Source organism: Paraburkholderia sp. Ac-20347 (genome assembly GCF_017104805.1).
Taxonomy (GTDB): domain Bacteria; phylum Pseudomonadota; class Gammaproteobacteria; order Burkholderiales; family Burkholderiaceae; genus Paraburkholderia; species Paraburkholderia tropica.
Map to the genome: position 1 here is coordinate 48,825 of NZ_JAAGPN010000012.1, position 20,217 is coordinate 69,041.

17 protein-coding genes are annotated in these 20,217 nt (G+C 65.9%); 10 read left to right on the forward strand and 7 right to left on the reverse strand.

Going from position 1 to position 20,217, the window contains the following annotated elements:
• Positions 1 to 90 precede the first annotated feature (90 nt).
• The 4 genes from G3N97_RS04180 to mnmC all read right to left on the reverse strand — a co-directional run bounded on the left by G3N97_RS04180 (position 91) and on the right by mnmC (position 6,961).
• A complete protein-coding gene (locus G3N97_RS04180; RefSeq protein WP_065061778.1) occupies positions 91 to 729 on the reverse strand; it encodes a MarR family winged helix-turn-helix transcriptional regulator in 639 nt (212 codons plus the stop codon).
• A gap of 780 nt (positions 730 to 1,509) precedes the next feature.
• The gene (locus tag G3N97_RS04185) at positions 1,510 to 2,625 is read right to left on the reverse strand and encodes a YbdK family carboxylate-amine ligase (RefSeq protein WP_065061779.1); all 1,116 of its coding nucleotides are present in this window, start codon (positions 2,623 to 2,625) and stop codon (positions 1,510 to 1,512) included.
• Positions 2,626 to 2,772: 147 nt separating this feature from the next.
• Complete coding sequence (locus tag G3N97_RS04190) at positions 2,773 to 3,978, reverse strand: cation:proton antiporter (protein ID WP_205992036.1); 1,206 nt, start codon at positions 3,976 to 3,978, stop codon at positions 2,773 to 2,775.
• Between the two features lie 970 nt (positions 3,979 to 4,948).
• A complete protein-coding gene (gene mnmC, locus G3N97_RS04195) occupies positions 4,949 to 6,961 on the reverse strand; it encodes a bifunctional tRNA (5-methylaminomethyl-2-thiouridine)(34)-methyltransferase MnmD/FAD-dependent 5-carboxymethylaminomethyl-2-thiouridine(34) oxidoreductase MnmC (RefSeq protein ID WP_205992037.1) in 2,013 nt (670 codons plus the stop codon).
• A 481-nt stretch (positions 6,962 to 7,442) separates the two neighbouring features.
• Here mnmC and G3N97_RS04200 point away from each other — a divergent pair, with 481 nt between their 5' ends.
• Positions 7,443 to 7,721: an HU family DNA-binding protein gene (locus G3N97_RS04200; protein WP_027815965.1), complete on the forward strand. Its 279-nt coding sequence runs from the start codon at positions 7,443 to 7,445 to the stop codon at positions 7,719 to 7,721.
• A 142-nt stretch (positions 7,722 to 7,863) separates the two neighbouring features.
• Here the strand turns inward: G3N97_RS04200 and G3N97_RS04205 are convergent, their stop codons facing one another.
• Together G3N97_RS04205 and G3N97_RS04210 are read right to left on the reverse strand one after the other, a co-directional pair.
• A complete protein-coding gene (locus G3N97_RS04205; RefSeq protein WP_205992038.1) occupies positions 7,864 to 9,198 on the reverse strand; it encodes a GTP-binding protein in 1,335 nt (444 codons plus the stop codon).
• Between the two features lie 180 nt (positions 9,199 to 9,378).
• Positions 9,379 to 9,822 (reverse strand): lytic transglycosylase domain-containing protein, encoded by a 444-nt coding sequence (locus tag G3N97_RS04210; protein WP_065061783.1) that lies wholly within the window; start codon positions 9,820 to 9,822, stop codon positions 9,379 to 9,381.
• 531 nt (positions 9,823 to 10,353) lie between these two features.
• Here G3N97_RS04210 and gspD point away from each other — a divergent pair.
• From gspD to gspF, 3 genes are read left to right on the forward strand one after another with little or no spacing between them, the layout of a single operon-like run.
• Positions 10,354 to 12,693, forward strand: a complete 2,340-nt coding sequence (gspD, locus tag G3N97_RS04215) for a type II secretion system secretin GspD (RefSeq protein WP_205992039.1) — start codon at positions 10,354 to 10,356, stop codon at positions 12,691 to 12,693.
• Between the two features lie 2 nt (positions 12,694 to 12,695).
• Positions 12,696 to 14,192 carry a type II secretion system ATPase GspE gene (gene gspE, locus G3N97_RS04220; protein WP_241030368.1) on the forward strand — a complete coding sequence of 499 codons (1,497 nt, stop codon included), beginning with the start codon at positions 12,696 to 12,698 and terminating at the stop codon, positions 14,190 to 14,192.
• A gap of 18 nt (positions 14,193 to 14,210) precedes the next feature.
• Entirely contained in the window at positions 14,211 to 15,428 is a 1,218-nt protein-coding gene (gspF, locus tag G3N97_RS04225) for a type II secretion system inner membrane protein GspF (RefSeq protein ID WP_065061786.1), read from the forward strand.
• A 62-nt stretch (positions 15,429 to 15,490) separates the two neighbouring features.
• Here the strand turns inward: gspF and G3N97_RS04230 are convergent, their stop codons facing one another.
• The gene (locus G3N97_RS04230) at positions 15,491 to 15,904 is read right to left on the reverse strand and encodes a general secretion pathway protein GspC (protein ID WP_205992040.1); all 414 of its coding nucleotides are present in this window, start codon (positions 15,902 to 15,904) and stop codon (positions 15,491 to 15,493) included.
• A 284-nt stretch (positions 15,905 to 16,188) separates the two neighbouring features.
• On the opposite strand from G3N97_RS04230, the gene gspG reads away from it, so the two are divergent.
• The 6 genes from gspG to gspL all read left to right on the forward strand — a co-directional run.
• Positions 16,189 to 16,635: a type II secretion system major pseudopilin GspG gene (gene gspG / locus G3N97_RS04235; protein ID WP_205992052.1), complete on the forward strand. Its 447-nt coding sequence runs from the start codon at positions 16,189 to 16,191 to the stop codon at positions 16,633 to 16,635.
• 116 nt (positions 16,636 to 16,751) lie between these two features.
• Complete coding sequence (locus tag G3N97_RS04240; RefSeq protein WP_205992041.1) at positions 16,752 to 17,291, forward strand: GspH/FimT family pseudopilin; 540 nt, start codon at positions 16,752 to 16,754, stop codon at positions 17,289 to 17,291.
• Position 17,292: 1 nt separating this feature from the next.
• Positions 17,293 to 17,733: a type II secretion system minor pseudopilin GspI gene (gspI, locus tag G3N97_RS04245; protein ID WP_205992042.1), complete on the forward strand. Its 441-nt coding sequence runs from the start codon at positions 17,293 to 17,295 to the stop codon at positions 17,731 to 17,733.
• On the forward strand, positions 17,711 to 18,388 hold the full coding sequence (locus G3N97_RS04250; RefSeq protein WP_205992044.1) for a prepilin-type N-terminal cleavage/methylation domain-containing protein: 678 nt from the start codon (positions 17,711 to 17,713) through the stop codon (positions 18,386 to 18,388). Before gspI ends, G3N97_RS04250 begins: the two co-directional genes overlap by 23 nt.
• Positions 18,389 to 18,435: 47 nt before the next feature.
• Positions 18,436 to 19,518, forward strand: a complete 1,083-nt coding sequence (gene gspK, locus G3N97_RS04255) for a type II secretion system minor pseudopilin GspK (protein WP_241030369.1) — start codon at positions 18,436 to 18,438, stop codon at positions 19,516 to 19,518.
• Positions 19,519 to 19,552: 34 nt separating this feature from the next.
• On the forward strand, positions 19,553 to 20,217 hold a 665-nt coding region (gene gspL / locus G3N97_RS04260; protein ID WP_241030370.1), incomplete at its 3' end, for a type II secretion system protein GspL.

Genomic DNA, 20,217 nt, shown 5'->3' on the forward strand with positions numbered 1-20,217 from the left:
ACGCGCCGTGCGGCCGCCGCGATCGAGGCGGCCGGTACGGTCGAGCCCGCACCCGCCACGGGCCGCCCTCGCTCGGGCGGCCATCCGGCATCAAGCCGCGAAGATCTTCCAGTTTTTCTTCTGGGTCGTCGCATCGGCCTGTTCGTACACCGAGCAATCGAGACGCAGATCGGTGTCCGACATGTCGATGTTCAGTGCCGTGCAGTGATGCGGCGTCTTCTTCGGGTTCTTGCTCGGCTCGAAGTGCGAGCACGAGAGACACATGCGGTGCTGCGGCATCGTGTCCTGGGCTTCGAGCACATAGACCGTCTTCAGCAGCGTGCGGTAGAGCGCCGACTGCTCTTCGGCCTTGAGGCCGCCGACTGCCTTCGAGAGGAAATCAGGCCATTGCGCGGCCTTCTTCGCAGCCGTACGGCCACGCGAGGTCAAGCGCACTGCGAGTGCGCGGCCGTCGTCGAGCGCACGGCGCTTTTCGACGAGACCCTTGGTTTCGAGCGTGCTCACCGCATCGCTGGTGGTCGCTGCGGTCAGCGCCGTTTCACGGGCGATCTCGCCGAGGCGCATCGGCCCTTTACGCTGCATCAGCAGCACGAGAATTTCGCCCTGGGTCGGCGTGAGTCCTGCCCCTTCGGCCCAGTCCCACGCCTGGCTCCGCATAGCCGTGCTAAGTCGCAGCAGGCTATGGGTCACCCGCCCGGCTGCCTGCTCTCCGTATACGCCTTCGCTCATAGTCTTTCGCTGGTTATAGGCAGCTTGCGCTGCATCGTCAGCCGTCGATCATGCCGACGGCCTTGTGGGAACTTTGCGTTCGATCCCGAGGAATCGAGCACACCATCTCAAAAATTTCCTGCTTCGCATGCGCTGGAATCAGACCAAGCCACATCGCACACAGTCATTCATTCTCACCAATCGCTCTCCCAGGCATCCTTCGTATCCCCGGTCCTGCGCGGCAAACCGACATTCTATGCGAGAGTGGCGAATCGCACAGCTAACTTATCCAACGCGAATTGTGGATAACCCGTTGGTAACTGCGCCAATACTATGTGGGCGAATTCTTGATAACGCGCAATACCTCTGAAATCAAGGCCTGGTTCACCTGAATTTCGCCGCTGTGCGTCAGCGGAATTCGTCGCTCCCGGCCAGGTTTTCCCCGACTTTTCCCTGACTTTTCCTTTCCGCAGGCCGTTGAGTTTTCAGGCATTTTTCACGTTACCCACAGGCCGCACCCTCACACGTCAACTACTATCGGCCATTCAGCGGCAAAGATCAAAAAAAAGTAAGAACCCCCTGGTATCTTGCAACGAGCAAAAATATTTTTTACGGTATCTAACGCAATGCCGACTAACCGTTCCGAACGCAGGAACTCACGGCCTGCGCATTCGCCGTATATCGGCCGAATCACGCTACGTCAGACCAGAAAGCAAAAAGGGCAGCCCGTGGGCTGCCCTTTTTTTCGCGCCTGACACGCGTCTCGTGCGTTAAGCGCGTCAGGCGCGAGTCCGGCCTCGCCTACGCTCGCCAGCGCAGACACTGCTGCCGCACCGCTTCGTGCAGCGACTTTTCTTCGGCAACCACGCCGCGCAGCCAGGTCGCGTCGTTGGTCTGCGCCCGCGCGATGGTGCCGATTTCGGTCAGCGCGCGCATCGAGCCCAGTGCCTCGCCGTGCGGCGCGATGGTCTCCAGCGTCGCGAGGATGTCCTCGGAGATGGTGCGGCGCTCGCCCGTCTGCGGATCGACGCAGGTGCCGCCCAGACCGAAACGGCACGCCTGGAAACGGTTGAACGTGTAGACGAGGTAATCGTCCTCGAGCGGCTGGATCGGGCGGTCGGTCAGCAGATGGCGCGCGAGCGTCTGGATGTAGCAGGCAATCGCGGCCGCGCGCTCGACCGACAGCGGCGTGTCCATCACGCGCACCTCGATCGTGCCGAAACCGGGCTTCGGGCGAATGTCCCAGTAGAAGTCTTTCATGCTGTTGACGACGCCCGTGTGCACCATCTTCGAGAAGTACTCCTTGAACTCCTCCCAGCTCAGCACGAACGGCGCGCGGCCCGACAGCGGAAACGCGAACACGGAATTCAGGCGTGCCGAGTGAAATCCGGTGTCGACGCCCTGCACGTACGGCGACGAAGCCGACAGCGCAATGAAATGCGGGATATAGCGCGACAGCGAATGCAGCAGGAACAGCGCGCTGTCCGCGTCCGGGCAGCCGATGTGCACGTGCTGGCCGAACACCGTGAACTGCTTCGCCAGATATCCGTAGAGCTCCGAAAGGTATTGAAAGCGCGGCGTATCGACGATGCGGCGATCGCTCCATTGCTGGAACGCGTGTGTGCCGCCGCCGCACAGGCCGACGTTCAGCCGGTCGGCGGCCGTGACCAGCACGTCGCGGATGCGGCGCAGATCGGCGACCGCCTGCTCGTGCGACGTGCAGATGCCGGTCGACAGCTCGATCATGCTTTCGGTGATTTCGGGCGTGATATTGCCGGGAATCTCCTGATCCTTGATGAGGCGCATGAGATCGCTGCCCGCCTTGGTCAGATCGTAATCGTGCGTGTTGACGATCTGCATTTCGAGTTCGATGCCGAAGGTGAACGGCTTCGAATCGACAAAAGTTTCCAGTGACATGACGTCCCCTCTTTCGGCCACGCCGCGCTGCGCGTCTCGACTGACGAGGCGCGCGCGGCGGGCGGTGTTACGGTGCGGCGGCGGACCGGCGCGCCGGATCGTTCAGATGTTTGAAATCCGGCGCGCGCGGCGGCCACGCCGCTCGAATCATTCTTCGCCGCGTTCGCCGACGAGCGCGAGCGCGCGATAGACGAGCCACGGCCCGACCAGTTGCAGCACGACGATTGCGCACATCATGATCGCGCGCAGACGCGGATCGAACGACGGATACAGATCGTAGGTGTCCTCGACGAGCAGCAGCGCGAGCGCCGACATTGGCGTGAGCGCCACGCCGAGCGCCACGCCCTGCTTCCATTCGAGTCCGCTCGGCCGCGCAAAGATCAGCGCACCGATCATTTTGCCGACGAAGCGCGCGACGATCAGCCCGGCCGCGGCCGCACCGCCGACGAGAATGTCGTGCCATTCGAAAGTGGTCATCGTGAGCACGAACAGAATCACGGTGAGCAGCCATCCGGCCGTGCCGAAATGTTGCGGCCACAATTGCGGACGCACTTCGAGATTCTTCACGATGATGCCGGCGGCCAGCAGGCTCAGGATCGTCGAGAGCTTGAGCAGATGCGCGACCGCGATCGCGAGCAGCACGAGGCCGAACAGCGCGACGAACGAATGCTCGTCCTGCGGACTCAGGCGTCGATAGAACAACGTACAGGCGCGCGCGAGCACATACGCGACCACGATCGAGCCGATCAGCAGATACAGCGGCTGGATGATCGTGGCGAACACGTTGCCGTAGATCTCCTGATGCAGCCAGCTCGACGCGAGCTTTTCGACCACCACGGCGTACATGCTGTTGAGCGCCGTGAGCGTGAGCAGACGTTGCGTGACCTGGCCTTCGGCGCGCAGTTCGGTTTTCAGCTGGATCACCATTGCCGGCGACGTCGCCATGGCGATCGACGCCACCACGATCGCCACCATCGCCGGCACCGAAAGAAACAGCAGCACGACGAGCACGAGCACGAACGTGAGCGAGGCTTCGGCGAGACTCGACAGAATGATCCAGGGATTGCGGCGGATCCAGCGCAGGTCGAGACGGCTGCCGAGTTCGAACAGCAGCAGACCGAGCGCGACATCGAGCAGCGGCCGCGCGGCCATGGCCGTATCGACGTCGATGACGCCAAAACCCGCCGCGCCCGCGATCAGGCCAATGATGGCGTAGCCCGAAATGCGCGGGAGCCGCCAGGCGCGATAGCAGAGTTCGCCGAACAGACCGGCAGCGAGCAGCGCGAGGCCTGCCCAGAAAATGCCGTCTGGCTGCAAGGGCCAGTCGGGAAAGAACGAAAACGCCGACTTCATCGTGGAGGCTTCTCCTTTGGCAGAAGACAAACCGGCTGTCCGACGTCGAGATGCATCAACGCATCCGCTCGATGCTGCACAGGGCGCGACTGCGACTGGCGCGTGCGGCCAGGCAGACAGGCAAGCCGCGTGCCGCACCTCGCATGGCCCGGCGGCAGCCATGCACGACGCATTGCGGGCGAGCGCCGCGCCCACGCCATCATGCCCGGCGGCACCGACTCCTGCACGGGGCGCGCAGGCGCGCAGCCAGACAAGGCAGCGGCCAGGGACGACGAACGGCGACGGGAAACTCAGCACCGGTGCCGCTTGCGCGGCGAACAGCCGGTACGGGCGCATTCGTGTGGAAGTCAGCGCCCGCGTTGGATGGACCGGACGCTGCGGGCCTGCCTGAACTCAGATTCAGGCGGGGCGGCATCCGTTCCGTGGAAAGCGTCGGCCGTCTTGCGCGGCGTGTAACGCGGAAATGAACGGCGATTGTGCCATAGCTTTTTTGCAATTGTCCCCGCCTGGCGGCAAAGGATCACGAAGGCGGTAATTGCGTCCGTAATCGCCGAGCTTTCACGACGATAAGGAAAAAATGACCGTCGCGGCCGGAACGGCCCAGACGGCGCGCAAGCGCCGCAGGCGTCCGGCTCGTCCGATGGCGATGGCGCTAGCCTCGGGTTTACGGTTTACCGTATGTATACGTAGTAGAAGTTAACAAAGGGGGCATTTTCCTGTGGATAACCCCTGTATACCTATGTGAATCATTGGCTTGGCGTCCGCACAACCGGATGCACAGCTTGTGCGGTGACGACCGGCAACAAAGAACAACTTTTTTGGGTCGCGAAAAAGTCGCCGAGTTACCCCGTTTACGTCCACATCGTGTCCCTGCGGAACTTACCCACAATCCGCGCGCTTATCCACAGGCTGGCGTGAATAACTGTATTGGTCGCCTAAGCAGTGAGCAGGCGCGCTGTGTTGGCGTCGATCAGAGCGCGCGCTGGCGCAAGGCGCGCTGAAGAAAGCGTGCCGGATCGAGGTGCTCGGCCAGTTCGCGCTCGATCGGCCAGGGTTCGCCCTCGATCTGCGACGCGATCAGTTCCGCGCCGAGCGCCGCCCAGACGAGTCCGCGCGAACCGAACGCGAAAGCGCCGTAAAGCCCCGGCGTGCGCGGGAGATCGAGCGGCCAGGCGCCGGAGAGACGTTGGGCGTCGTGGCGGGCGGCGTGTTCGTCGCCGAGCTGGCCGATCATCGGCAGGCGGTCGCTGGTCACGCAGCGCAGCGCCACGCGGCCGCGCCAGGTTTGATCCGATGTCGATGTGCCGGGCTTCGAAGCCTCGGCGGCGCGCAAGGCGTCGAGCGCGGGCAGCATCTGCGCGACGCGTTCGATGTTTTCCGTGTGGCCGTCCGCGCGCAGCGCCGTATCGGTGTCGTCGACTTCGTAGGTGGCGCCGACGAGCGTCACGTCGTCGGGCAGCGGCACGGCATAACCGTCGCCGATCACGGGCACGCGCAGGGACGCGAGCGGGCTGGCGTCGAGCAGCGTGAGCTGGCCGCGCACGTTGCGCGTCGGCGCGAAGTCGAGCGCGGCGGCGCGCGAGGCGTCGTGCGCATTGGCGAAAACGACGACGCCTGCCTGCGTAACGAGCGCATCCGCATCGTCGTAGATACGCCAGACTCCCGCGTCGTCATCCCGCTCGATGCGCCCGACGGACACGCCATAACGCACGTCGATCTGCGCGCCCGGCAGCGCACGCGCCGCGGCGATCTGCGCGCGGCACAGCGAAGCCGGATCGATCGCGCCGCCGAGCGGATAAAACCAGCCGCCCTGCGCGAGCGGCGTGCCGGCAATCGCTTCGGCTTCGGCTTGCGAAACGCCGCGCACGAATTGATCGGGATAACCAAACGATTCGAGCGCTGCGGCCACGGCTTGCGCTTCGTCGTCGGTGGCCAGATGCAGCAAGCCGGTGTGCGAGCGCGTCGGCGCGTGACCCGCCGCATCGAGCGCGGCCCAGCGTTGCAGCGCATAGAAAAAGCCCGCGCGCGTGATGCGCGAGGCGCTGCTGTCGTCGCGCGAAATGAGCGGATGGAACACGCCGGCGGGATTGCCCGACGCCTCGCGCGCGGGTTCGGCGTGGCGCTCGATCAGCGTGACGCGCCAGCCGCGTGCGGCGAGCCGTTCGACGAGCGCGCTGCCCGCGAGGCCCGCGCCGATTACCACCGCATGACGTTCGCCGACCGCGACGGGCAGCGGCGGTTCGTGTCGACGCACGCGCCAGCGCGGCGCGAAGCGGCCCGTCAGCATCGTCCATTTGCCTGCGAAACCCGCTTCCCGGCGGTATTCGAAACCGCTCTGCTCCAGCGCGCGTTTGACGTCGCCGGCGCTGCTCCAGGTGGCGATCGTGCAGTCCACGCCCGCCACGCGCGCGAGCGCCTTGAAGATGGGCAGCGACCACAGTTCGGGATTTTTCGCGGGCGCGAAACCGTCGAGATAGATCGCGTCGGCGCGTAACCACAGTTTGGGCAGCGTCTCGAGCGCGTCGCCGAATGCGAGCGTGAGCGTCACGCGGCCGCCTTCGAATTCGAGCCGATGCGTGCCGGGCATGAGCATCGGCCAGGCGTCGGCGAGTTGCCGGGCGAGCGCCGCGAGGTCCGCGCGTGCCGTCCGTTCCATCACGACGGCCAGTGCGGCGCGCAGATCGTCGCGCGAAAACGGGTGCATTTCCGTCGAAACGAAATGCAGGCGCTCGCAACGTGCGGGATCGGCGCGCCAGGCGGCCCATGTCGCGAGGAAGTTCACGCCGAGTCCGAAGCCCGTTTCCAGCACGGTGAAGACGCGCTGGCTCTGCCAGCGTTCGGGCAGGCGGTTGCCGCGTAAAAACACGTATTCGGATTGTTCGAGCGCGCCTTGCGGGCTGTGATAGACGTCGTCGAAACGCGGCGAGAACGGCGTGCCGTCGTCGCGGAAGGCGAGCGTGGCGGGAATCAGGGTGGCGGTCATGACTTACGCGAAGGCTGGCTGCGAGGGCAATCGTAACGATCGGGAGGTGTCGGCCGGGGCGGCGCGGCGTATGAAGGCACGCGCGACGTTGCATGTGAAGCGGGGCAAACGCCCGCCCACGCTGGGTTTGCGGGCAAAAACCGTTGGCTCGGCGCAACGCGGCGTGCAGCAAAAACGCGTTCGCGCGGGGTGTTTGCCGTGCTGCGCACATCAAAAGCGCACGGCGATGCGAAAAAACCCGCGCTTACCCCTCGAAATCTACGAAACCCTTGTCGTTATTGGGTTTGCGCTGCGCTATCATAGCAAGCGCCGCCCAGGGAAGCGGCAGCACGGACGTCGCGGGTCGAGCCATACGCTTGCCACCGCACGCAAATCCCCGGGGTGCTCCGGGTCCGTCGCTGCTCGACGGCGCGGCACGCGACCGTATAATCGGCGCGTTCGCGCTGTTCGTGTCAACCTAAACACAGAAAGGAACTTCTCAATGAATAAACAGGAACTGATCGACGCCGTCGCAGCACAGACGGGCGCTAGCAAGGCACAAACCGGCGAAACGCTGGACACGCTCCTCGAAGTGGTCAAGAAGGCTGTGTCGAAAGGCGACGCAGTTCAACTGATCGGCTTCGGCAGCTTCGGCTCGGGCAAGCGCGCTGCGCGCACCGGTCGTAACCCGAAGACGGGCGAAACCATCAAGATTCCGGCTGCCAAGACCGTCAAGTTCACGGCTGGCAAGGCGTTTAAGGACGCCGTCAACAAGCGCTAAGGCATTGCCGCTTTAAGTTGACACCCGCCCCTGGCGGGTTTTTTTTCGCCTGAAAAAGACAACGGCGCCGCGTCGAATGGATATCGACGCGGCGCCGTTTTGTCGTCATCGACGTGGCGAATCGAGCGCTTTTACAGCGCGTTTAGTGGCGATGAACGATCTCGTCTTCGTGGTCGTGATCGTGTTCGTCGTCGTCGAAATCCCAGTCGGGGAATGGGTCTTCGAGGGCTTGCCAGGCGTCGGGGCCGCCCGCGAATTCGGCGTCGGTGAGCAGGCACGCGTCGAGCCTGGTCTGCCACGTGGCGTGATCGAGATCCACGCCGATCAGCACCAGTTCCTGGCGACGGTCGCCGATGGTTGCGTCGTTCGCATCGCCGTACCAGTCGGCGGCGATCTCCGCTTCGAGGCCGGCGTCTTCCGGCCATTCGTCGCGCGGCAGCGCCGCCCACCACGTGCCCGCCGGGCCGTGTCGGCACACGCCGCCCGCCTGCGAAAGCGAGCCGGTGATGTCGTTGCGCGTGGCGAGCCAGAAGAAGCCCTTCGAGCGCAGCACGCCCGGCCACTCCTGATTCAGCAGCGCCCACAGCCGCGCCGGATGAAACGGCCGGCGGGCGCGATACACGAAGCTGCCGATGCCGTAGGCGCCGCTCTGTTCGTGGTGCGCGTGCTGGCAGTCGGGGTCGCCGCACGCGCCGTGATCGTGGTCATGCGCGTGCTCGTGGCGATGTTCGCGCAACGACGCCTGCCAGCCCGGCGCGCTCGCCGCGTCGTCGAAATCGAAGCGGCCCGTGTTCAGCACGATGTCGAGCGGCACGTCGCCGAAGCGGCTCACCACCTGGACGGCGCGCGGATTGATCTGCTTGAGAATCTGCTGCAGATGCGCGAGATCTTCGGCGCTCACGAGATCGGCCTTGTTCAGCACCAGCACGTCGCAGAATTCCACCTGCTCGATCAGCAGTTCGACGATCGTCCGGTCGTCGCCCTCGCCCACCGTCAGGCCGCGCTCGGCGAGCGGGTCGGCGCTCGCGTAGTCGCGCAGAAAGTTGAATGCGTCGACGACCGTGACGAGCGTGTCGAGGCGCGCGAAATCGGCGAGCGCGTGGCCTTCTTCGTCGGCGAACGCGAAGCTTTCCGCGACCGGCAGCGGTTCGGCCACGCCCGTCGATTCGATCAGGATGGCGTCGAAACGCTGGCCCGCGCGCGCCGGATCGGCGAGACGGCGGACTTCGGTGAGCAGGTCGTCGCGCAGCGTGCAGCAGATGCAGCCGTTCGACAGCTCGACGAGCCGTTCCTCGACGTGTGCGAGCGCGGAGGCGTCGCGCACCAGCGCGGCGTCGATGTTGACGGCGGCCAGATCGTTGACGATCACGGCTACGCGCAGCCCGGCGCGGTTGGCGAGGACGTGGTTGAGCAGCGTGGTTTTGCCCGCGCCCAGAAACCCGGAGAGCACGGTGACGGGCAGTGGCGGCTGGTTCATCGCAGTGAGCAGTAAGAGAAGACGGGAAGAAGCGGGCCGCGCGCGGCGGCGCGGCGCAAGGCTCAATTGTGCACCATGCGCGCGTGGGGCGCTGCAGGCGTGGGCGCGAAGATGAATACGGCAACGGACGCGATGACGGGGCCGGATGAGCCGCTCAGTCCGCGCCCGAACGGCGTTCCGTTACTGCATCAGCTTCCACTTGCGCAGGATGGCGGCGATTTGTTGCGCATACTGGTCGCGCAGCGTGGGCGTTTCCGAGTGATACGCGCCCACGGCGGCCCACGTATTGCCGTACTTGTTCATCTTCTGGCGCAGATGCCAGGCCGCGATGTAGACGTTCTTGCACGGCTCCATCAGCGTGCTCTGCGAAATGCCGTATTGCGCGAGCGCCGGCAAATGGATCGAGTTGATCTGCATGACGCCGTAATCGACCGATCCGTTCGCATTCCTGTGCAGTGCTTCGGGTGTGTTGTGCGATTCCTGCCACGCGATCGCGCGCAGGATCAGCGGATTCACCTTCTGGTAGCGCGCCGCCTCGTCGAAACAATCGGCGCGCGCGCCCGTGCTGGCGCAGGCCAGCGCGAGCGCAAGAGCGGAGATCGTAGCGGACGCAACCTTTTTCATTCTGATGCTGAGCGAGGGCCGGAGACGGCATGCTAGCCGAAGTTTTCTCGGTGTCGAGGAAAAAATCGCAGGCGAATCTGGGGAAAACCCGTGTCTTCGGCTCATTTTCGAGCTTGCGGACCGCCCGTATCATACCGGCAGTCGATGACGCGTCAAGCCAGCCAGACGGGCTATGCGTCCCGATTCAACACGATCTCTCGACAGTGCGATCGTCCGATCCTTACAAAATCCTTCAAATCGCTGCTTCTTTAGAAGAAATCCCCGGACCGCCTTTCTTTGTGACAAATTCGACACGAAAAGCTGCTACTGTTCCTCCTTTTGGTGTGCATCGGTTGCCGGGGGGAGGAGCGTCGGCAGTTCGAGGCGGGTCGATCGAAGGGGTCTGCGGCTTTCGCGCATCCGGCAAACGCCACGCGCGGGCCGGTCGCGGGCCGACCGTACGGGCACGATGCACACGTTGAGCACGATAAGCACGACTAGCCGGCGGCGTCCGCTGCCGGCTTCGATATGACATCCATGAGAAGAAATCGTATGGCTTTGCGTCGCCTCGCCACGGCGCTGCTCGTGAGCGGGCTCATTTCGGCGCAGCTCGCGCATGCCCAGGTCACGCTCAACTTCGTCAATGCCGACATCGATCAGGTCGCGAAGGCGATCGGGGCGGCCACAGGCAAAACGATCATCGTCGATCCCCGCGTGAAGGGGCAGCTCAATCTCGTTTCCGAGAACGCCGTTCCCGAGGATCAGGCGCTCAAGACGCTGCAATCGGCGCTGCGCATGCAGGGCTTCGCGCTCGTGCAGGATCATGGCGTGCTGAAGGTCGTGCCCGAAGCCGACGCCAAGCTGCAAGGCGTGCCCACCTTCGTGGGCAACACGCCCGGCGCGCGCGGCGACCAGGTCATCACGCAGGTTTTCCAGCTCCGCAACGAGTCGGCGAACAACCTGCTGCCGGTGCTGCGTCCGCTCATTTCGCCGAACAACACCATCGCGGCCTATCCGGGCAACAACGCGCTCGTCGTGACCGATTACGCCGACAACGTGCGCCGCATCGCTGCGATCATCGCCGGTGTGGACACGGCCGCCGGTCAGCAGGTGCAGGTGGTGCCGCTGCGCAACGCCAACGCCATCGACATCGCGCCGACGCTGCAAAAGATGCTCGATCCGGGCGCGATCGGCGGTTCCGATCCCACGCTCAAGGTCACGGTGCTCGCCGACGCGCGCACCAATTCCATCATGCTGCGCGCCTCGAATGCGCAGCGCCTCGCCGCGGCGAAGCAGCTCGCGCAGCAGCTCGACGCGCCCACGAGCATGCCGGGCAACATGCACGTCGTCTCGCTGCGCAATGCCGACGCGGTGACGCTCGCGAAGACGCTGCGCGGCATGCTGGGCAAGGGCGGCAACGATTCGTCGTCGTCGTCGGGCAGCGGCGCCAATTCGTTCAACCAGAACGGCAGCAGCGGCGGCTCGGGCAGCAGCGGCAGCGGCTCGACGGGCATGTCGGGCACGCCGCCGTTGCCGAGTTCGCTGGGCGGCGGCAGCAGTGCGTCGAGCAATCCGATGTCGGGCGGTTCGTCGTCGGGCGGCAACAGCGACTTCCTCGGCGACAACAGCAAGGACAAGGGCGACGACAACTCGGGCGGCGGCATGATCCAGGCCGACGCCGCGACCAACTCGCTCATCATCACGGCGCCGGACGCGGTGTACCGCAACCTGCGCGCCGTGATCGACCAGCTCGACGCACGCCGCGCGCAGGTCTATATCGAAGCGCTGATCGTCGAGCTGAACTCGAACACCAACGCCAACCTGGGCATCCAGTGGCAGATCGGCAGCGGCAACGTGCTGGCCGGCACCAATCTCGCCACGGGCGGCGGCAACAGCATCATCAACCTGACGGCAGACGCCGTGACGGGCGGCAGTCTCGTGAGCTCGCTGGGCACGCTCCAGCAAGGCCTGAACGTCGGTTGGGTGCACAACCTGTTCGGCGTGCAGGGTCTGGGCGCGCTGCTGCAGGCGCTCTCGCAGACGAGCGACGCGAACGTGCTCTCCACGCCGAATCTCATCACGCTCGACAACCAGGAAGCGAAGATCGTGGTCGGTACCAACGTGCCGATCCAGACGGGTTCGTATTCGAATCTCACGAGCGGCTCGACGAGCTCCGCGTTCAATACCTACGATCGCGTCGACGTGGGCCTCACGCTGCACATCAAGCCGCAGATCACCGAAGGCGGCATCCTGAAGCTGCAGCTCTACACGGAAGATTCGGCGATCGTGAACGGCACGACCAACGCGACGACGAATCCGGCCGGTCCGGAATTCACGAAGCGTTCGATCCAGTCGACCGTGCTGGCCGACAACGGCGAAATCATCGTGCTCGGCGGCCTGATGCAGGACAACTACCAGGTCAGCAACAGCAAGGTGCCGCTGCTCGGCGACATTCCGTGGATCGGCCAGCTGTTCCGCTCGGAAAACAAGACGCGCGCGAAGACCAATCTGATGGTGTTCCTGCGTCCGGTGATCATCAGCGATCGCGATACGGCGCAGGCGGTCACGTCGAATCGCTACGACTACATCCAGGGCGTGACGGGCGCGTACAAGTCCGACAACAACCTGATCAAGGATAAGGACGATCCGGTCATGCCGCCGATGCCGGTGGGCCCGGCCGAAGGCGGCTCGGCGCTCAACCTGTTCGACCTCGACAAGATGCGTCGCGAGCAGGTGGTGCGCACGATCCAGGGCGCGCAGCCCGCGAGCGCCACGCAGATGCAGCCCGCCGTGCCGGTCCAGACGATCCCGGTTCAAACGGTGCCGGTGCAGACCGCGCCGGTGCAGCAGCAGCAACAGCCGCTCACCAGCCCGCAGCAGGTGCAGCCTTGAGCATGTCGGATACGCCTCAACCGGTTTCGGCGACCACGGCCGCGCGCGAGGCGCCCTCGCCGCTCGCCGCGCGTCTCGTGCCGTACAGCTTTGCCAAAAGCGGGCAACTGCTCGTCGCGCAGCAGCGCGCGGACGGCCTCGAAGTGTGGATCAGCGAGCGCACGTCGGGCGCGGCGATCGCCGAAGTCGCGCGCAATTTCGGCGCGTTTTCGCTGGTGCGCTTGCCGGCCGACGAACTCGCGCTGGCGATCAATCACGCGTATGCGCGTCAGGACGGCAGCGCCGCGCAGGTCGTGGGCGAAGTCGAAGGCGAGGTCGATCTTTCGCGTCTCATGCAGGACATTCCCGAAGTGGAAGACCTGCTCGAATCCGAAGACGACGCGCCGATCATCCGCATGATCAACGCGCTGCTCACCCAGGCGGCGCGCGAGCAGGCGTCCGATATTCACATCGAGCCGTTCGAAAATGCCTCGGTGGTGCGCTTTCGCGTCGACGGCACGCTGCGCGACGTCGTGCGTCCGAAAAAGGCGCTGCACGGCGCGCTGATCTCGCGTATCAAGATCATGGCGCAGCTCGACATCGCCGAAAAACGTCTGCCGCAGGACGGCCGTATCACGCTACGCGTGGGCGGGCGTCCGGTCGACGTGCGCGTGTCGACCTTGCCGACCGGTCACGGCGAACGCGCCGTGCTGCGTCTGCTCGAAAAAGACGCGCAGCGCCTGAATCTCGAAGCGCTCGGCATGGCTGCGGACACGCTCGGCAAGTTCGACCAGTTGATCGCGAAACCGCACGGCATCGTGCTGGTCACGGGACCGACCGGCTCGGGTAAAACGACCACGCTCTACGCGTCGATGTCGCGGCTCGAAACGGCCACGACCAACATCATGACCGTGGAAGACCCGATCGAGTACGACCTCTCGGGCATCGGCCAGACGCAGGTGAACGAGCGTATCGGCATGACGTTCGCGCGCGCGTTGCGCTCGATTCTGCGTCAGGATCCGGACATCATCATGATCGGTGAAATCCGCGATCTGGAGACCGCGCAAATTGCCGTGCAGGCTTCGCTCACGGGTCACCTCGTGCTTGCGACGCTGCACACCAACGATGCGGCTTCTGCCGTGACTCGTCTGACCGATATGGGCGTCGAGCCGTATCTGCTCGCTTCGTCGCTGCTCGGCGTGCTGGCGCAGCGGCTCGTGCGTCAGCTCTGCCCGCACTGCAAGGAAGAGCGCGTCGAGGACGACGGCCGCAAGCGCTGGCATCCGGTGGGCTGCGAGCGCTGCGGACAATCGGGCTATTCCGGCCGACGCGGCGTGTACGAACTGCTGCTGATCGACGAACCGATCCGCAACCTGATTCACCGCAACGCCGCCGACGCGGAGATTTTCAGCGCGGGCCGCGAACAGGGCATGCGCACGTTGCGCGAGGACGGCGAACGCTGGCTCGATGCGGGCCGCACGTCGCTCGAAGAAGTGCTGCGCGTGACCGGCGGCGCTTAAGCGGAGACGATCAGCAACATGCCAGCATTTCGCTTTGAAGCGATCGACGCCGCGGGCAAGGCGCAAAAAGGCGTACTCGATGCCGACAGCGCGCGCAGTGCGCGTGCGCAATTGCGTGGCCAGGGACTGACGCCGCTCGTCGTCGAACCGGCGGCCACGCGTACGCGCGGCGCGCGTCAGCAGCGTCTCGCACTCGGTCGCAAGCTCTCGCAGCGCGAACAGGCCATTCTCACGCGGCAGCTCGCGAGCCTGCTGATTGCCGGTCTGCCGCTCGGCGAGGCGCTCGCGGTGCTCACGGAACAGGCCGAACGCGATTACATCCGCGAACTGATGGCCGCGATCCGCGCCGAAGTGCTCGGCGGCCATTCGCTCGCGAACGCGCTCACGCAGCATCCGCGCGACTTTCCGGATATCTATCGCGCGCTCGTGGCGGCGGGCGAGCACACCGGCAAACTCGGCATCGTGCTCTCGCGTCTGGCCGACTACATCGAGCAGCGCAACGCGCTCAAACAGAAGATCGTGCTGGCGTTCACGTACCCGACGATCGTGACGATCATCGCGTTCGGCATCGTCACGTTTCTGTTGAGTTATGTGGTGCCGCAAGTCGTGAACGTGTTCGCGAGCACGAAGCAGCAACTGCCGTTTCTGACCATCGTGATGATGGCGCTGTCGGGTTTCGTGCGTCAGTGGTGGTGGGCGGTGCTGATCGCGGTGCTGATCGTCGCGTGGATCGTGCGCGCCACGCTCAGGCGTCCCGGTCCGCGCCTCGCCTTCGATCGCTGGATGCTGACGGCGCCGCTCGCGGGCAAGCTCGTGCGTGGCTATAACACCGTGCGCTTCGCGAGCACGCTGGGGATTCTGAGCGCGGCGGGCGTGCCGATCCTGCGCGCGTTGCAGGCGGCGGGCGAAACGCTCTCGAACAAGGCGATGCGCAACAACATCGACGAAGCCATCGTGCGCGTGCGCGAAGGCACGTCGCTGTCGCGCGCGCTCGGCAATACGAAGACGTTCCCGCCAGTGCTGGTGCATCTGATCCGCTCGGGCGAAGCGACCGGCGACGTCACGACGATGCTCGACCGCGCGGCCGAAGGTGAAGCGCGCGAACTCGAACGCCGGACGATGTTCCTGACGAGTCTGCTGGAGCCGCTGCTGATTCTGGCGATGGGCGGCGTGGTGCTGGTGATCGTGCTCGCGGTGATGCTGCCGATCATCGAGTTGAATAATCTGGTGCAGTAGCGGACGAACGCGCGCCACATAGCGAAGGCGCGACGCCGCGGCGTCCGCCTTCGGGATGCGCCTCAGCGCACGTAGATGGTGGGACCGGCGGCGTTGGCGGGCAGCGCGACTTCCGAGCGCACGCCGTGGCGGTCGATGACGATCGAGCGCGCGCGCACTTCGGCGAGTTTGATGTCCTGGCCGATCGGACCGCCGAGCGAGACGGCCTTGGCCGGTTCGCCGCCGATGCTCAGGATGGCCGCCGCGCCCTGTTGCAGCGCGAGGATGCCGAACAGGTGAATGTCCTGCACGGCGCTGCGGTCGAGTTTGCCGCCGAACAGCGTGCCGGCCTGATCGAGCGACACCGGCGCCTGCGCCGCCGCGGCCTGCACGGGCGCGGCGCGGGTGGTGGCGATTTCGAGCGTCCACCACGCAGCCGTGGCGCAAAAGGCCGCGAAGGCGGCGAGTGACAGGAGGCGGATTTGCAGTGGGTTCATGCGCACCATTGTACGGAGTATTGTGGGCGTTTTGATGGCACCGCGAGGGCCGTTCCCGCAACCTGAGGCGCTCCTCGGTCACGCCGGGCGCGCGCGGCGCGAAAGGCGCGGAAAGGGACGGCGGAAACAGGTCGCGAAGGCGTCATCGTGTGACATTACAATGACCCGTCACAGAGGCGCGAACGTCTGGTTCGCGCGCAGGACGGAATGTGGCGCACGCTGTGCGCCGCAACGATTTTTAGCGAGGAGGGAAAGAAGTCATGTCCATGTGGGCCCAAAAACGGATGCAGTTCGGCCGTGCACAAATCGAGGGGCGCCGCCAGCGCGGTTTCACGCTGATCGAAATCATGGTCGTGATCGCGATCCTCGGCATTCTGGCCGCGCTGATCGTGCCGAAGATCATGAGCCGTCCCGACGAAGCGCGCCGTGTGGCGGCGAAGCAGGACATTGGCACGATCATGCAGGCGATGAAGCTCTATCGCCTCGACAACGGCCGCTATCCGACGCAGGACCAGGGTTTGCAATCGCTGATCCAGAAGCCCACCACCGACCCGGTGCCGAACAACTGGAAGGACGGCGGCTATCTCGAGCGCCTGCCCAACGATCCGTGGGGCAATCCGTACCAGTACCTGAATCCGGGCGTGCACGGCGAAATCGACGTGTTCAGTTACGGCGCCGACGGCAAGCCCGGCGGCGAAGGTAACGACGCCGACGTCGGCTCCTGGCAGTAAGCGTCGCCGCGCCACGCGCCCTTTTTTCAGGCATGCGTGGCGCGTCGGCGGCTCCTTCGACTACACGAATCCCGTCTCATTCAGCCCGCTTTTTCCAGCCCGTCTTTTCCAGCCCCATGAGCTCAAGCCCTTCCCGCCGCTGTGTCCGCGCGCCGCTTCGTGCGTCGTCCGGCATGCCGTCGCGCATGTCGCCGCGTGCGCGCGCGGCGGGCTTCACGCTGCTGGAAATGCTCGTCGTGCTGATGATCGCGGGCTTGCTGATCTCGCTCGCGTCGATTTCGCTCACGCGCAATCCGCGCACCGATCTCAACGAGGAAGCGCAACGCGTCGCGCTGCTGCTCGAATCGGCGGGCGACGAGGCGCAGGTGCGCGCGCAGCCCATCGCGTGGCAGCCGCTCTCGGGCGGTTTTCGCTTCGATGTGCGCACCGAGGACGGCTGGCGTCCGCTGCGTGATGATCTGCTCGGTCCGCGCCGCTGGGAAGGCGGCGTGACGGGCGTGGCGATCAACTATCCGGGCGCCGACGACGACTCGCAGGCGAGCCGTCTCGTGTTCGGCACCGAAGCCGTCGATCAACCCGTGCAGATCACGCTGTTTTCGGCCGTGGGCCGCGCGACCATCATCGGCACGGGCACCGGCCGCTTCGAGGTGCGCTGAGATGCGCCGCCCCGCTCACCCCGGCTGTTCCTCGCCGCGCTCGCGTGCGTCGCGCAGGGCTTCGTCGCGCACCGCGCGCGGCTTCACGATGATCGAAGTGCTGGTCGCGCTTGCGATCGTCGCCATCGCGCTCGCGGCGTCGTTGCGCGCGGTCGGCAGCCTCGCCGCCAGCGAAGCCGATCTGCACGATCGCCTGCTGGCCGGCTGGAGCGCCGACAACGCGCTCGCGCAGCTGCATCTCGCGCATGTCTGGCCCGATGTCGGCCAGCGCAGTTTCGACTGCTCGCAGGGCAATCTGACGCTCATGTGCACGCAGCGCGTGGCGTCCACGCCCAACCCCGTATTCCGCCGCGTGGAGGTGTCGGTGACGACGCCGGGCCGCGCCGGCAATCTCGCGCAACTCGTCACGGTGATCGGCAATGAAACGAACCGGTCGCTGTGATCGCGCGCCGCGCCGCGCCGGCGGCTTCACGCTGATCGAACTGCTGGTCGCCATCGCGATCCTCGCCGTGGTCGCGATCCTCGCGTGGCGCGGACTCGACCAGATCGTGCGCGGGCGCAACATCATCAGCCAGTCGATGGCCGAGGAGCGCGTGTTCGCGCAGACCTTCGACCAGATGCGCATCGACGCGCGCATGGCCGCCAGCGACGACGAAGCGGGCGGTCCGGCGGTCTCGGTCGACGGCGGCGCCCTGCAGATCGTGCGCGCCTTCGCGGTGCCGCCGGGCGCGCCGCCGCGTCTGCAGGTCGTGCGTTATCGCGTGTCGAATGGCCGCGTGGTGCGCTATGCGTCGCCGCCGCTGGCAACCGTGGGCGCGCTGCGGCGCGCGCAGCGCGGCGGCGAATCGGACGCCTGGAGCGCCTTGCCGATGATGCAGGGCGTGGGCTCGATCGACGCGCGCCTCTACGTGCCGAAGGTCGGCTGGACGACGAACATGGGCGACGTGCGCGGCCAGCTGGACGCGAACAACAACAACGTGAAGGTGCCGCAGCTCGGCAACGCACCGGTGCCGCGCGCGGTGACGGGGCTGCAGGTGAGCATCGGCTCGCGCTCGCTCGCGCGGCCCGTGACGCGCGTCTTCGTGATCGGAGAATGAACGTGCGCCGCCTTCGTTCTCTTCGTTCTCCTCGTTCTTCGCCTGCGTTGTCTTCGCTGCGGCTTCGGCGCAAACAGCGCGGCGCGGCGATCATCAGCGCGCTGCTCGTGGTGGCGCTGTCGGCGATCCTCGTCTCGGGCATGCTGTGGCGCCAGCAGGTGCAGTTGCGGCGCATCGAGAACCAGCGGCTGCTCGCGCAGGCGCAGTGGATCTCGCGCGGCGCGCTCGACTGGACGCGCCTCGTGCTGCGCTCCGAAGCCGACACCTCGGCGGGCGTGACCTATCTCGGCGGCGCGTGGGGCATGCCGGTCGCGAAGACGCGGCTCTCCGACTTCCTCGGCCAGATCGGCGACGTGCGCTCCGAACAGGGCCAGGACACGTGGGTGTCGGGCTCGATCGAAGATGCGCAGGCGCGCTTCAATCTGCGCAACCTCGTGTCGTCGCCGGCGCCGGGCGCGCTGCAGCTCAATCTCACGCAGATCCAGGTGTTCGCGCGCCTGCTGCAACTGCTCGGCATCGACGGCCAGCTCGCCAAGAACGCCGCCGTCTATCTGCGCTCGGGCCTCAACTATTCGGTCACGCGCTTCCAGACCAGTTCGACGCCGGGCAGCACCACGTCGACGCAGCAAGTGGGCGGCGGCAGCGGCGGCAGCAATTTCACCAACAATCCCGGCCTCTCGGAATCCGACGGCAACAGCGGCAACGCGCCGATCGTCATGACGAGCGTCGACGCGCTGCAGGACGTGCCGGGCTTCACGCCCGACATCGTCGCGCGGCTGCGTCCGTTCGTGACGATCCTGCCGACCACCACGCCCGTGAACATGAACACCGCGCCCGCCGAAGTCGTGGCCGCGACCGTTCAGGGCATGAGCCTGTCGAGCGCGCAGGCCTTCGTGTCGCGCCGGCAGACCGTGTTTTTCCGCAATCTCAGCGACGTGCAGCTCGCGCTGGAGGGCTCCGGTGTTCCGCAATCGGGCATCGATACCTCGCTCTGCGACGTCAATTCGAGCTATTTTCTGGTCCATGGGCGCGTGCAGCACGAACGCGCCGTGGTGGACCGGACCACGCTCGTCTGGCGCGATACGCTGACCCATACGACGCGCATCGTGCGCGTGCGCGACGAACCATGAAACCGTACCAGTCCAACATCGAAAAGAGGTGCGTTTGAGCACGCTGATCGTCCTGATGCCGCCGCGCGATCCGGCGGTTCACTCGCAGGAATGGCAGTTGCCGGAACTGCCGTTCCTGCTGCTCGACAAGGCGGGCAACACGCAGCGCGCGGGTCGCTCGGCGCTCGGTCTGTTGCCGAAAGCGACGGCTACCGTGCTGCTGATCGCCGCGCGCGACCTGCTGACCGTCTCCGCCACCGTGCCGCCGCTCAAGGGGCCGCGGCTGCGCCAGGCGCTGCCGAACGTCGTCGAGGATCATCTGATCCAGGACGCGCAGACCTGCCATCTGGCGCTCGATCCCGCGCGTCAGCCCGACGGCCGGCAGACCGTGGCCGCGATCGACCGCGGCTGGTTCCGCTTCCTCGTCGAAGGCTTCACGGGCGCGGGCCATCGCAACGTGCGCGCGGTGCCGGTGGCGCGCTGTCTGCCCGTGGCGCAGAGCGTCGTGGCGGAAGTCGCGACGGCCGAGGCTGCCGAAGGCGCGAAGCAAGCACCCGCTTCAGCCGCTCCCGCTGCTGCGGCCGTTGCCGCTGCGGAGATCGTCCCGGTGACGGCCTGCGTGTTCGGCCCGGTGATGTCCACCGCGCCCGCGCTGCTGCCCGATGCGGCGCTGCCGGTGTCCGCCGCCATGAGCGCGGGCGGTCTGCTCGAACTCGCGAT